The sequence below is a fragment of the Micromonospora sp. WMMD734 genome (genome assembly GCF_049178975.1).
GTDB lineage: Bacteria > Actinomycetota > Actinomycetes > Mycobacteriales > Micromonosporaceae > Micromonospora > Micromonospora wenchangensis.
The window spans coordinates 3,244,478-3,258,255 of record NZ_JBMHMK010000001.1 but is presented as its reverse complement, the minus strand read 5'-3'; the positions used below and the strand labels follow the sequence as shown (position 1 = coordinate 3,258,255).

Annotated in this window: 10 protein-coding genes; 8 read left to right on the top strand and 2 right to left on the bottom strand. The window is 69.8% G+C overall.

The genetic code is table 11. The features are described from left to right. Nucleotides 1-118: 118 nt before the first annotated feature. A complete protein-coding gene (locus ACN267_RS13800) occupies nt 119-1,441 on the top strand; it encodes a M6 family metalloprotease domain-containing protein (protein ID WP_421488849.1) in 1,323 nt (440 codons plus the stop codon). 232 nt (nt 1,442-1,673) lie between these two features. After that, nucleotides 1,674-5,204 (top strand): DNA polymerase III subunit alpha, encoded by a 3,531-nt coding sequence (dnaE, locus tag ACN267_RS13795; RefSeq protein ID WP_421488848.1) that lies wholly within the window; start codon nt 1,674-1,676, stop codon nt 5,202-5,204. 37 nt (nt 5,205-5,241) lie between these two features. Here the strand turns inward: dnaE and ACN267_RS13790 are convergent, their stop codons facing one another. After that, nucleotides 5,242-6,102 (bottom strand): SPFH domain-containing protein, encoded by an 861-nt coding sequence (locus ACN267_RS13790; protein WP_204961347.1) that lies wholly within the window; start codon nt 6,100-6,102, stop codon nt 5,242-5,244. Between the two features lie 141 nt (nt 6,103-6,243). Between ACN267_RS13790 and ACN267_RS13785 the strand changes: the two genes are divergently transcribed. The 4 genes from ACN267_RS13785 to ACN267_RS13770 all read left to right on the top strand — a co-directional run bounded on the left by ACN267_RS13785 (nt 6,244) and on the right by ACN267_RS13770 (nt 10,317). Beyond that, nucleotides 6,244-7,281 (top strand): aminotransferase class V-fold PLP-dependent enzyme, encoded by a 1,038-nt coding sequence (locus ACN267_RS13785; RefSeq protein WP_421488847.1) that lies wholly within the window; start codon nt 6,244-6,246, stop codon nt 7,279-7,281. Between the two features lie 91 nt (nt 7,282-7,372). Beyond that, entirely contained in the window at nt 7,373-7,996 is a 624-nt protein-coding gene (locus ACN267_RS13780) for a transcriptional regulator (protein WP_281898937.1), read from the top strand. 135 nt (nt 7,997-8,131) lie between these two features. After that, a complete protein-coding gene (locus tag ACN267_RS13775) occupies nt 8,132-9,697 on the top strand; it encodes an MFS transporter (RefSeq protein WP_204961349.1) in 1,566 nt (521 codons plus the stop codon). Nucleotides 9,698-9,708: 11 nt separating this feature from the next. Beyond that, nucleotides 9,709-10,317, top strand: coding sequence for a TetR/AcrR family transcriptional regulator (locus ACN267_RS13770; RefSeq protein ID WP_204961350.1), 609 nt, complete (start codon nt 9,709-9,711; stop codon nt 10,315-10,317). Nucleotides 10,318-10,472: 155 nt separating this feature from the next. On the opposite strand, the gene ACN267_RS13765 is transcribed toward ACN267_RS13770, so the two are convergent. After that, nucleotides 10,473-11,360, bottom strand: coding sequence for an IS5 family transposase (locus ACN267_RS13765; RefSeq protein WP_421488846.1), 888 nt, complete (start codon nt 11,358-11,360; stop codon nt 10,473-10,475). Nucleotides 11,361-12,641: 1,281 nt separating this feature from the next. Between ACN267_RS13765 and ruvC the strand changes: the two genes are divergently transcribed. Together ruvC and ruvA are read left to right on the top strand one after the other, a co-directional pair. Continuing rightward, complete coding sequence (ruvC, locus tag ACN267_RS13760; RefSeq protein ID WP_204961351.1) at nt 12,642-13,169, top strand: crossover junction endodeoxyribonuclease RuvC; 528 nt, start codon at nt 12,642-12,644, stop codon at nt 13,167-13,169. Further along, on the top strand, nt 13,166-13,768 hold the full coding sequence (gene ruvA, locus ACN267_RS13755; protein ID WP_421488845.1) for a Holliday junction branch migration protein RuvA: 603 nt from the start codon (nt 13,166-13,168) through the stop codon (nt 13,766-13,768). The genes ruvC and ruvA overlap by 4 nt, the downstream gene beginning before the upstream one ends. Nucleotides 13,769-13,778 lie beyond the last annotated feature (10 nt).

Genomic DNA, 13,778 nt, shown 5'->3' with positions numbered 1-13,778 from the left:
GTCTGCGGCCCGGGACCGTCGTCGTCGACCAGCGGGACCATCGGGTGGATCTCCGGCGCGGCGACTAGGTGGTTTTTACCGATGCGAGTCTGATGGGCACCTTGGCAGGGTCGGCACCATGAGCGAACCAGCGAACGACAGAAGGTCCCGCAGGAGGATGTGGACGTCGCTGAGCGTCCGGGTCAGGACGGCCCTCGCGGTGGTGGTGGCCGGGGTGCTGCTCGCCCCGGCCGTGCCGGCGACGGCGGCGTCACCGGCCGGAGCGCCGTCGGCCGCGGGCGGCTCGGCGGTGGGGGCCGCCCGGTCGACACTGGTCAGTCCCTGCCAGTTGCCCACCCCGGCGACCGGGTGGCAGCACGAGGGGCCGACCAACTACGCCACCTGGCTGCCGCCGAGCGGCACCGTCCGGGGCATCGTGCTGTTCGTGGACTTCACCAACGCGGCCCCGGTCGCCGGGGAGCTGGCTGGCCGGACCAGCATGTTCAGCGCCGCCCCGAACGTCTTCACCCAGGCCTCGTACGGCGCGCTGAACCTCCAGTTGACCTTCGACACCGCGTGGCGGCACATCCTGCAGCCCCACGGCAACTTCGCCGGCTACAAGTCGAGCTTCACCACCCAGCGGTCGTACGTGGCCGCCGCGGTGGCCGCCGCGAACGCCGCGATCGACTTCAGCTCCTACCAGATCGTCTACGTGGTGCCGCCGAAGTCCGCGACGACCTTCGACATCTCGCCGGCCTGGGTCGCGGCCCCCGGTGGCGGGGTGACCGCCGACGGGGTCGAACTGCGCCACGCCGTCACCTTCGGTCAGGACGTCGACTACTGGGGCTACAAGATCCTCAACCACGAGACCGGGCACCTCTTCGGGCTGCCGGACCTCTACTCGTACAACAACGCCGACAGCATCCACCGCGCGGTGGGCGGCTGGGACCTGATGGGCCTCATCTCCGCCAGCGCTCCCGACCTGTTCGCCTGGCACAAGTGGAAGGCGGGCTGGCTCACCGACTCCCAGATCGACTGCCGGACCACGACGGGAAGCGCATCGACGGTCCTGACTCCCCTGGGTGCGGCCGGTGGCACCAAGGCGGTGGTCGTCCACACCGGCGGGAACACCGCCGTGGTGGTGGAGAACCGGCAGGTCAGTACGCTCGACGTGGCGTCGGGCTGCTTCCAGGCCGGAGTGCTGGTCTACCGGGTGACCACCGCGGTGTTCAGCGGCGGCGCCTGGCCCGGCGGGAACGTTCCCCCCATCGGCGGACCCTTCCCGGTCGAGGTGGTCGACCGCACCCCCGGCTTGGACGTCACCACGTGCAGTGCGGACGAGAAGGCGCTGGTCAACGCCACCCTCACCACGATCGGCCACACCGTCACCTACGGCGGGGTGACCGTGCAACTGACCAACACCCTCGGAAACGACCGTGAGGTTTCCGTCACCGTCGTCTGATCGCGTCGGTGGATGTCGCAGGGTGCCCCCGCCCGGCCGGGTGGGGGCACCCCCGTCCGCGTCGGCGGTGGGCTCGCGGGACCGTTCGGTGACCGTCGGTGTACGGCGGGCGGGGCCGTACGACCTCCGCGCGGAGGTGTCCGCGCGGCGGGTGCGGCGGCTTCCCCGGGCGGCGCTATCGTGGACCGGCCTGATCTCGTGACCCATGATCCGATCCGGGGGGATTCCACGCATGGGCGATTCGTTCGCGCATCTGCACGTGCACACCGAGTACTCGATGCTCGACGGAGCGGCCCGGTTGAAGGACCTCTTCGCCGAGGCCAACCGGCTGGGGATGCCGGCGGTGGCGATCACCGACCACGGCAACATGCACGGCGCGAACGACTTCTACAAGCAGGCCATGGCGGCCGGCGTCACCCCGATCCTCGGCGTCGAGGCGTACGTCGCGCCGGAGTCGCGCTACCACAAGGCCCGGGTCAAGTGGGGCCGGCCGGAGCAGAAGAGCGACGACATCTCCGGAAACGGCGCGATCACCCACAAGACCATGTGGGCGCGCAACGCGCAGGGCCTGAAGAACCTGTTCACCCTCAACTCCCGGGCGTCCATGGAGGGGCACTACGTCAAGTGGCCCCGGATGGACATGGAGCTGATCGCCGAGCACGCCGAGGGCATCATGGCCACCACCGGCTGCCCGTCCGGCGCGGTGCAGACCCGGCTGCGGCTCGGCCAGTTCGACGAGGCGCTCAAGGTCGCCGCCGCCTACCAGGACATCTTCGGCAAGGAGAACTACTTCCTGGAGATCATGGACCACGGGCTGTCGATCGAGCAGCGGGTCCGCGACGATCTGATCACCATCGCCCGCAAGCTGGACATCCCGCCGGTGGTCACCAACGACTCGCACTACACCCACGAGGCGCAGGCCGAGGCGCACGACGTGCTGCTCTGCGTACAGACCGGCAGCAACGTCGCGGACCCCAACCGGTTCCGGTTCGACGGCGGCGGCTACTTCGTCAAGTCCGCCGACCAGATGCGCGCGGTCGACTCCTCGGAGTTCTGGCAGCAGGGCTGCCGCAACACCCTGTTGGTGGCCGAGAAGGTCGACCCGAGCGGGATGTTCGAGTTCCACAACCTGATGCCGCGCTTCCCGGTGCCCGAGGGGGAGACCGAGGAGTCCTGGTTCCGCAAGGAGACCTTCAAGGGGCTGGCCCGCCGCTACCCCGGCGGCATCCCCGAGGGCCACGTGGTGCAGGCCGAGTACGAGCTGGGCGTCATCAACCAGATGGGTTTCCCGTCGTACTTCCTGGTGGTGGCCGACTTCATCCAGTGGGCCAAGAACCAGGGCATCGCGGTCGGCCCGGGGCGTGGCTCGGCGGCCGGTTCGCTGGTGGCGTACGCGCTGGGCATCACCGACCTGGACCCGATCCCGCACGGCCTGATCTTCGAACGGTTCCTCAACCCCGAGCGGGTCTCGATGCCGGACGTCGACATCGACTTCGACGAGCGTCGGCGCGGCGAGGTGATCAAGTACGTCACCGACAAGTGGGGCGAGGACAAGGTCGCCCAGATCGCCACCTTCGGCACGATCAAGGCGAAGGCCGCGATCAAGGACTCGGCCCGGGTCCTCGGCTTCCCGTACGCGGTCGGTGACCGGATCACCAAGGCGATGCCCCCGGCGGTGATGGGCAAGGACATCCCGCTCACCGGCATCTTCGACCCGAAGCACCCCCGGTACGCCGAGGCCGGCGAGATCCGCGGCCTCTACGAGACCGACCCGGACGTCCGCAAGGTGATCGACACCGCCAAGGGCATCGAGGGGCTGATCCGGCAGACCGGTGTACACGCCGCCGGCGTGATCATGTCCGCCGAGCCGATCATCGACCACATCCCGCTGATGCGCCGGGACGCCGACGGGGTGATCATCACCCAGTTCGACTACCCGACCTGCGAGTCGCTCGGGCTGTTGAAGATGGACTTCCTCGGCCTGCGCAACCTGACGATCATCGACGACGCGGTCAAGAACATCCAGCTCAACCACGGCCGGGAACTCGACCTGCTGGGCCTGCCGCTGGACGACAAGCCCGCCTACGACCTGCTTGCCCGGGGTGACACCCTCGGGGTGTTCCAGCTCGACGGCGGGCCGATGCGTTCGCTGCTGCGGCTGATGAAGCCGGACAACTTCGAGGACATCTCGGCCGTGCTGGCGCTCTACCGGCCCGGCCCGATGGGCGTCGACTCGCACACCAACTACGCGCTGCGCAAGAACGGCCTCCAGGAGATCACCCCGATCCACCCGGAGCTGGAGGAGCCGCTGCGGGAGATCCTGGCACCCACCCACGGCCTGATCGTCTACCAGGAGCAGGTGCAGCGCGCCGCGCAGATCCTCGCCGGCTACACCCTCGGCCAGGCCGACCTGCTGCGCCGGGCGATGGGCAAGAAGAAGAAGGAGATCCTCGACAAGGAGTTCATCCCGTTCCGCGACGGCTGCCGTGAGCGCGGCTACTCCGACGAGGCCATCCAGGCCGTGTGGGACGTCCTGGTGCCGTTCGCCGGGTACGCCTTCAACAAGGCGCACTCGGCGGCGTACGGCCTGGTGTCGTACTGGACGGCGTACCTCAAGGCGCACTACCCGGCCGAGTACATGGCGGCGCTGCTGACCTCCGTCGGTGACGACAAGGACAAGATGGCGCTCTACCTGTCGGAGTGCCGCCGGATGCGCATCCAGGTGCTGCCGCCGGACGTGAACACCTCCGCCGGCCCGTTCACCCCGGTCGGCAAGGACATCCGGTTCGGCCTGGCCGCCGTGCGCAACGTCGGGGCGAACGTGGTCGCGGCGATCATGCGGTGCCGCGACGAGAAGGGCGAGTACGCCGACTTCTACGACTTCCTGTCCAAGGTCGACGCGGTGGTCTGCAACAAGAAGACCATCGAATCGCTGATCAAGGCGGGTGCGTTCGACTCGCTGGGGCACACCCGCAAGGGCCTGCTCGCCGTGCACGCCGACGCCATCGACGCCTTCGCCGACGTCAAGCGCAAGGAGGCCGTCGGCCAGTACGACCTGTTCGGGGCCGGCTTCGGTGACGCCGACACCGGCAGCACCACCGTGATGCCGACCATCGGCGACGCGGAATGGGACAAGCGGGACAAGCTCGCCTTCGAACGCGAGATGCTCGGCCTCTACGTCTCCGACCACCCGCTGTTCGGCCTGGAACACGTCCTCGGCGCGGCGGCCGACACCACCATCGCCGCGCTGTCGGAGGAGGGCACCGTGCCCGACGGCGCGGTGGTCACCCTGGCCGGCATCCTCTCCGGCGTCCAGCGCCGGGTCACCAAGCAGGGTCGGGCCTGGGCCTCGGCGGCGCTGGAGGACCTGGCCGGCGGGGTGGAGACGCTGTTCTTCCCGAACACCTACGAGGTGATCGGCCAGTACATCGCCGAGGACGCGATCGTGGTGGTCAAGGGCCGGGTGGACCGGCGCGACGACACCCCCCGGATCATGGCGATGGACATGTCCATGCCGGACGTCAGCAGCACCCCCGGCAGCAAGCCGGTGACGCTGACCATCCCGGTGCACCGCTGCACCCCGCCGCTGGTGGAACGGCTCAAGGAGACCCTGGTGCTGCACCCGGGCGACACCGAGGTGCACGTCAAGCTGCTCAACGGCGGCAAGGTGACCACCCTGCGGCTCGGCCCGTTCCGGGTGGCCGCCACCACCGCGCTGATGGGTGACCTCAAGAGCGTCCTCGGCCCGGCCAACGTCAGCTGACCCGCCGGGCGGTGGTCACCACCGCCCGGCGCACCGGTCACTTGCCGCCGGTGACGATCCCCGGGTTGATGCACAGCCCGGGGGTGGAGCCGTTCTTCTCGGCGATCTCCAGGCAGCGGGACACCTTGTCGACCTTGGCGTTGGTCTCGGTGATCTGCTTCTGGATCTCGGCGTTCTTACGGTCCTGTTCGAGGTTGCGGGTCTGGGCGAGCTTGTCCTGGAATGCCTTGATGTTGCCCTCGGTCTTGTCGTCGTGGTTGACCCGGGTGATGGTGACGGACAGGATGTCGACGTCGCCGGAGAGCCGGCCCTCGGCGTTGCCCCGAATGTTCTCGGCGAACGGCTTCAGGTCGACGTTCAGGTTCCCCGTCCGGGCGTCGATCTTCTCCAGCGGGTTGTACGTGGCGAAGGCGTCGTTGACCGCGCTGTCGAGCTGCACCCCCACCCGCTGGCCCCGGAAGCTCTCGAAGTCGCCCTTGTAGTCCATGAACTGCTTCGGCGCGTTCTCCGGCTTGACCTGCCACTCGACCAGCACCTCGACGCAGGCGTCGGCGAGGGTCCCGGTGCGGACCCGGACGCACTTGTCGCCGCCGATGTGGTCGTACTTCTGCCGGCCGGCGTCCCACTCGCCGACCTTCTGCCAGGGGGCGACCCACTTGAGCCCGGAGCCGGTGACCTCGCCGGTAGGCTTGTTGAAGCTGGTGACGATGCCGACCGAGCGGATCGGCACGGAGTGCGCGCTGGCGCCGATCCCGAACAGCAGCGCGCCGGCCAGGCAGCCGAACGCGACCAGCGTGCTGGTGCGCTTGACCGCCGGGTACCGGGCGAGGAGCCGGACCGCTCCGGCGACCAGCGCCCCGATGGCGAGGATGACGGCGAACGTGAAGCCGACGGGCACGGAGCATCACCCTTCCGAGGGAGCGTCGCTTTGTGGATCACCAACCTAGGCCAGCAGGTCAAACCGGGGCCGGTCGGGTGCGGGCCACCACCGGCGGATTGGTGCTGACCGGGCGCGCGGGGGTGTCACTAGCCTCGACGCATGGAGTTGGCGCAGGCACGCGAGCTGTGGCAGCCGGAACCCGGCTGGTTGAACACCGCCAGTTACGGGCTGCCGCCCCAGCCGGTCTGGACGGCGGTGCAGGAGGCGTTGGCCGACTGGCGGGTGGGGCGTACCTCCCATGAGGTGTGGGAGGAGGCGACCGGGCGGTCCCGGGCGGCGTTCGCCGGCCTGGTCGGGGTGCCGGTGACCGACGTCGCGGTCGCCGGCAGCGTGTCGCAGTTGCTCGGGCCGATCGCCGCCGCCCTGCCCGCCGGGGCCACCGTGGTCGTCCCCGAGGTCGAGTTCACCGCCAACCTCTTCCCCTGGCTGGTGCAGGAGGAACGCGGGGTGCGGGTGCGCACCGTGCCGCTGGCCGGCCTGTGCGACGCGATCGACGCCGACACCGACCTGGTCGCGTTCAGCCTGGTGCAGTCGGCCGACGGGGCCGTCGCCCCGTACGCGGAGATCGTGGCCGCGGCCCGCGCGCACGGCGCGCTGGTGGTGGTGGACGCCACCCAGGCGTGCGGGTGGCTGCCGTTCGACGCGGCGCTGGCCGACGCGGTCGCGGTCGGGACGTACAAGTGGCTGGTGTCGCCGCGCGGCTCGGCGCTGGCCTACCTGGCCCCGGAGCTGCGCGAGCGGATGCGTCCGGACGCCGCCGGCTGGTTCGCGGGCAAGGACCCGCTGTCCACCTACTACGGTCCGCCGCTGCGGCTGGCCGACGACGCCCGCCGGTTCGACAGCTCCCCGGCCTGGTTCAGCTGGGTGGGCACCGCCCCGGCGCTGGAGCTGGTCGCGGCGCTCGGCCCGGCGACGATCGGGGCGTACGACGTGGCCTTGGCCAACCGGTTCCGGGCCGGGCTGGGCCGGCCGCCGGGGCACAGCGCGATCGTCACCGTGGAGGTGCCCGACGCAGGGCAGCGGCTGGCCCGTGCCGGGGTCCGGGCGGCGGTGCGCGCCGGGCGGGTCCGGGTCGCGTTCCACCTCTCCACCACCGAGGCGGACGTGGACCTGGCGCTGGAGGCGCTCACCGGCTGAGCCGTCACAGTTTTTCCCCCGGCGGCGCATCCGAACCGCCCCGTCCGGGCGAATCCCCTGGTAACGGTGTCCTACCCGGGGGGTGCGTCTGGTGTTGTCGGATCCGATGCCGGTCGAGGCCGTCGAGACGGCCCACAAGCGGTTCTCGGCCGCCGCCGAGGACCTCGACGCGAACCTGGTCGCCGCGCTGGTGCTGGAGTACGCCGCCGACGCCGGGGTGACGGCGGTGTGGGAGGCGGTGTGCGTGCCGCTGCTGGCCGGGCTGCGCGGGCGCGACGCCGCCGGGATCGCCGTCGAGCACGCCCTGTCCGAGGGCATCCGGATCGGGTTGGACGTGCACCGGCGGGTTCCCGGCCGGCGGTTGCGCACCGACGGGGTGCTGCTCGCCGGGGCCGAGAACGAGGCGCACTGCCTGGGCCTGCACGCGGTGGCCGCCGCGCTGCGCGAGCAGGGGCGGGGCTGCCTGCACCTGGGGCCGGCGCTGCCGTGGGTGGCGCTGGGATCCGCCGTGCTGCGGGCCCGACCGCGGGTCGTGGTGGTCTGGTCGCAGACCCCTGTCACCGGCCGCGCGTACCGCCTGGTCCGGTTCGGCCGTGACTTTCCGGGGGTACGGGTGTTCGCCGCCGGGCCGGGCTGGATCGAGCCCCTTGCGCCCCCGGCGACCCGGCTGACCAGCTTCGCCGCCGCCCTGGCCGCCTGCGCCCTCCCGGCCTGAGCCGGGTGACCCGTACCACAACCGATACGAACCGGTGTCGTATCGAAACATGGGGCTCGTAAGGTGAGTGTCGTTACGAGTCTGACCCGTTCCGTATCTGGGGGACGGGTGCAACCGGGGGGAGCACCGGAGCATATGCAACCGCACGAGAACACCGGACATCCGAGACGATGGGCGATCCTCGGCGTGCTGGTGGTCAGCCTGCTCGTCGTCGTCCTCGACAACACCATCCTCAACGTCGCCCTGCGCACCCTGGCCGACCCGGTGCACGGCCTCGGGGCCAGCCAGGGCGAGCTGGAATGGGCGATCAACTCCTACACCCTGGTCTTCGCCGGACTGCTGTTCACCTTCGGCGTCCTCGGTGACCGGGCCGGCCGACGCCGGTTCCTGCTCATCGGCCTGGTCCTGTTCGGCCTGTCGTCCCTGCTCTCGGCGTACGCGCAGAGCCCCGGCCAGCTCGTCGCGGCCCGCGCCGTGATGGGCATCGGCGGCGCGGCGATCATGCCGGTCACCCTGTCGATCATCTCCAACGTCTTCGACCCCCGGGAACGCGGCCGTGCCATCGGCGTCTGGGCCGGCGCGGTCGGCCTGGCGGTGGCGATCGGCCCGATCCTGGGCGGCGCGCTGCTGGAGCACTTCTGGTGGGGCTCGGTCTTCCTGATCAACGTGCCGGTGGTGGTGGTCGGCGTGCTGCTGGTCGCCCTGCTGGTGCCCGAGTCGCGGGACCCCAGGCCGGGCCGGGTCGACATCCTCGGCGTGCTGCTCTCGGTCGTCGGGCTGGTCGCGCTGACCTACGGCATCATCGACGGCGGTGAGCACGGCTTCGGCCGGCCCACCGTCTGGGCCGCGATCCTGGGCGGAGTGGCGGTGCTGGCCTGGTTCGTCGCGCACGAACGGCGCAGCGACCACCCCTCGCTGGACGTACGGCTGTTCCGGGTGCCCCGGTTCGCCGCCCCGGTGGCGATCGTCGGCCTGGTCTTCTTCGCCGCCATGGGCGTGATGTTCTTCAGCTCGTTCTACATGCAGCTCGTCCGGGGCTACAGCCCGCTGGAGACCGGCCTGCTCTTCCTGCCGTTCGCCGGGGCGCAGCTGGTCTTCGCGCCGCGCAGCGCCGCCATGGTGCGCCGGTACGGGGGCCGGGCGGTGGCCACGGTGGGACTCGTGCTGACCGCCGTGGCGCTTGCCGCGTTCGCCTTCATCGACGCCAGCACGCCGATCTGGGTGGTGCTGGTGGCCTTCTTCCTCCAGGGCGTCGGGATGGCGAACATCATGCCGCCGGCCACCGAGTCGATCATGTCGGCGCTGCCCCGGGAGAAGGCCGGCGTCGGCTCGGCGGTGAGCAACACCGTCCGCCAGGTCGCCGGTGCGTTGGGTGTCGCGGTGCTCGGCTCGGTACTCTCCGCGGTCTACCGCCAGGACATCGCCACGGCCACCGACGCCCTGCCCGCGCCGGCCCGGGAGGCGGCCACCGAGTCGGTCTCCGGGGCGTACGCGGCGGCGGCCCAGCTCGGCCCGGCGGCCCCGAAGCTGATCGCGGCGGCCAACGACGCCTTCGTCTCGGCCATGCACTGGGCGGCGGCGATCTCCGCGGTGGTGGCGGCCCTCGGCATCATCATCGTGCTGCGCTGGATGCCGGGCCGCGCCGCCACGGCCGCCGACGCGACGCCGGTGGCGGAGCGGGAACTGGCCGCGACCACGTAGGTCCGGGAACAATGTCTGCCATGAACCCCACCGCCGATGCTCCGCGGTCGCCCGGGCGACCGCGGAGCATCCGCGCGGACGAGGCCATCATCGAGGCCACCCTGGACCTGCTCGCCGAGGGCAGCACCATCGAGACGCTGTCGATCGAGGCGATCGCCACCCGCGCCGGGGTGGGCAAGGCCACCATCTACCGCCGCTGGCCCGGCAAGGACGCCCTGTTGCTGGACGCGCTGCGCCGGCTCAAGGGGGTGGTCGCCCAGCCGGCCGGGCACTCCGTCCGCGACGACCTGGTGCTGCTGGTCGGGGCCGTCGGGCACAACATCGACCCCCGGGCCGAGCGGATCATGCCGTGCCTGGTGCCCGAGGTGAACCGTAGCCCGGACCACTTCCAGCTCTACCAGAACATCATCGAGCCGCGGCGGAAGATCATGCGGGAGGTGCTCCGCCGGGGCGTGGCCGCAGGCGAGCTGCGCGCCGATCTCGACATCGAGGTGGCGATGGCGCTGCTCACCGGCCCGATGCTGGTCCAGCGGCTGATGCGCTGGCACCCGGAGCTGGACGACCGGCTGCTCCCCGAGAAGGTCGTCGACGGCGTGCTCGACGGGCTGCGGGCCCGCTGACAAATCGAGTAGGCGTCGATCGCCCTCCGCAGGGTAGCCAGATCGCTCGCCGTTACGGTGAGCGTGTTCCCAGCTGATCTTGCAACTTGGGGCGGGTTTGGCAGGCTAGGTGGTTGACGAGTGCGAGGCTTAGTGCGTGTTTGAGATGGGGTTGATCAGGTCCAGGTGAAGGTGCGGCGGGTTTGACGGCGTGCTGGTTGGTCGCGGGTGATGCGGCGGGTCATGCCGGCGATCGCGGCCCAGCGGATGAGGGCCGCTGAGACGGCCGGTTGGCGCTCGTAGTCGCGGGCGAGCCGGCGGCAGGCGGTGAGCCAGGCCAGGGTGCGTTCCACGACCCAGCGGCGTGGGTGGACGGCGAAGCCGCGTTGGTCGGCGGGTTTGCGGACGATCTCCAGCGTGGTGCGCAGGGTGTCGCGGGTCCAGTCGACGAGTCGCCCAGCGAATCCCTGATCGGCGAAGACGTGCCGGATCGGGGTGACCATGTAAGCGCTGAGCATGGCCGTCTTGGCTCCGTCGCGGTCCTGCCAGCTCGCGGCGAGCACGGTCACGGTGACCAGCAGGCCCAGGGTATCGGTGATGATGAACCGTTTCCGGCCGTTGATCTTCTTGCCCGCGTCGTAGCCTCGGCTGTCCCGGCCGATGGTGTCGGCGCCCTTCACGCTCTGCGAATCGATGATCCCCGCCGACGGCTCCGGCTGGCGGCCCTGGTGCACCCGGGCCTTGATCCGGAGCGTGGTCAGGAGTTTCTCCGTCACGCCGGCTTCTTCCCACCGGGTGAAGTACCAGTACACCGTCTGCCACGGCGGCAGGTCAGCCGGCAGATAGCGCCACGGGCACCCCGACCGCACCACGTACAGGATCGCGTTGACGATCTCCCGCCGTGGGTGCTTCTCCCGCCGGCCGTCGGTGTTCGGCTCCGGCAACAGCGGCGCGATCAGCGTCCACTGAGCGTCGGTCAGGTCCGAGGGGTAACCACGACGCGCAGACACCACGCCACCCTGCCCGCCGCGGCAGCCGATGTCATGCCGCCACGCCGTCCACATCAGACCTTCTCAAACACGCACTGAGTAATTCAACTCTGCTCGGGGTGTCACGGCCCAGGCCGTGACACCCCGAGCAGGCGAAATCTAACTAATGCGCACATTCGGTCTTAGCAAGACTTCCACGTGGCGCTGTGATTGGCTCCAGTGACCCACCATGTGGGATCGTAGCTGTGGTGGCCGATATTTCCCGCAGGAACCGTAATGCAGTCTGAGTCTGATGCATTGTTGACGTCAATAAAAACGTGGTCATTGCCTGACCCGCTGCAGTTTCTCCAGGAGCCCGAGACGTGGCCTGCGTCGTGTGCGGTGGCCGACCCACCATCGCCGGTGGTGGAGCCACAGCTCGTGTAGGTGGTGCCCGCCATTGCTGGTGAAGCCATCAGGGGTACGCTGCTCACAACTACCGCAACCCCGATTCCTGCCAGTAGTTTCCTTCTTTTTTCCACATCGCACCTTTCTTTGTGTGATCCTACTCTCCGATAGTACACAAAGAATTCGATCTATAAGTGTTTTTACAATTGACTTCGGAAAATAATATTACAAGTAAAATATTAGTTTTAAACCATTTGTCCAGATTGTTCTATTAGTTTAGAAGAGAGTATGAAGCTTTCCTTGTTTAGGGTGGTCTATTTTAAAGCGTAGGTTTGCAAGATTTTGGGCGATCCGGCTCGAAGGTTGATCGTTTGCGGGCGCCGAAGGCGTCGAGTGGGTCGCGGCGGTACGGAGCTTCTCGAGATGGTTTCAAGTAAGCGTGGGGGTGGTGGTATGGAGCGGCAACTGCGGTTGCCGACACCAGGGTTTGTCTGCCCGACGCTGGTCCAGCTATCCCTGTGACCCAAAGGCTGCCGAGTAACACCCGCGCGGTGGTTGCTGGGGCGTGTCTTGTCGATCATGGGGCCAGGTGACAGTGGGCTAGACTGCGGAGTCGTTCCAGTCCCGCACGCTGCGTCAGCAGGTCTGTCAACCCGAACCTAATCCCCTGGGGTAGGTGCTCCAACGGGACTGCGGTGTAGAACTCCCGCGCTACACCTGACGGCCGTCGAGGTGCCTGCGGTCCCGGGACCGATGCCGTGGAGCGGACGTGGTGGCAGCAGCGGCGCGATCTCAGCCCAGAGTTCGTTGGAGGCGATTCCGGACGCTGCTCAATCCCCTCACGTGTAGGTAGAACGAGCCTTACGCTCCGGGGTGTGCCTCCGTTATTCGTCAGGAGTCCCTGAGGGTCAGCGTGGTCGTCGTAGGATGTCGAACACCCGTACTGTCGAGGGGCCTGGAGGAGACGGCGTGCGTGTGCTGGGCGTCGACCCGGGGCTGACCCGGTGCGGGGTCGGCGTGGTCGAGGGCGTGCCGGGCCGCCCCTGCACGCTGGTCGCCTACTACGTCGTCTACACCGACCCCGCCGACGACCTGTCGCTGCGCCTGCTGCACCTGGACCGGTCGCTGACCGACCTGGTGGCCGAGCACCGGCCCGACGCGGTCGCCGTCGAGCGAGTGTTCAGCCAGCACAACGTCCGCACCGTGATGGGCACCGCCCAGGCCAGCGGGATCGCCGTGCTGGCCGGGGCGCGGGCCGGGCTGCCGGTGCAGACGTACACGCCGAGCGAGGTCAAGGCGGCGGTGACCGGGTCCGGCCAGGCCGACAAGAAGCAGATGACCGCCATGGTCACCCGGCTGCTGCGGCTGGCCGAGCCGCCCAAGCCGGCCGACGCGGCGGACGCCCTGGCCCTGGCCATCTGCCACGTGTGGCGGGGCGGCACCCGGTCCAAGCTGGCCGAGGCCGCCGACCGGGCACGACGAGGAGGAGCGCGATGATCGCCAGCGTGCGCGGCACGGTGACCGCGACCGGTCCGGACCACGCGGTGGTGGAGGTCGGGGGGATCGGTCTGGCGGTGCAGTGCGCCCCGGGCACCCTGGCCGAGCTGCGGGTCGGCCAGCCGGCCCGGCTCGCCACCAGCCTGGTGGTCCGGGAGGACTCGCTCACCCTCTACGGCTTCGCCGACGACGACGCCAAGCAGCTGTTCGAGCTGCTCCAGACGGCCAGCGGGGTCGGCCCGCGGCTGGCCCAGGCGGTGCTGGCCGTGCACACCCCGGACGCGGTCCGCAAGGCCATCGCCAACGCCGACACCGCCGCCCTGACCCGGGTCCCGGGGATCGGCAAGAAGGGTGCCGAGCGGCTGGTCCTGGAGCTGCGCGACCGGATCGGCCCGGTGCCGGTCGGTGCCGACGGCGCGGCCGGGGTGACCGCCGGGGCGTGGCCGGACCAGGTCCGTCAGGCGTTGGTCGGGCTGGGCTGGACGGCCGGGCAGGCCGATCAGGCGGTGGCCGCCGTGGCGGAGACCGTGGAGGGGCCCACCCCGCCGGTGCCGGTCCTGCTCAAGCAGGCCATCCGACTGCTCGGCCGGATCCGGTGACCGGCGTGGC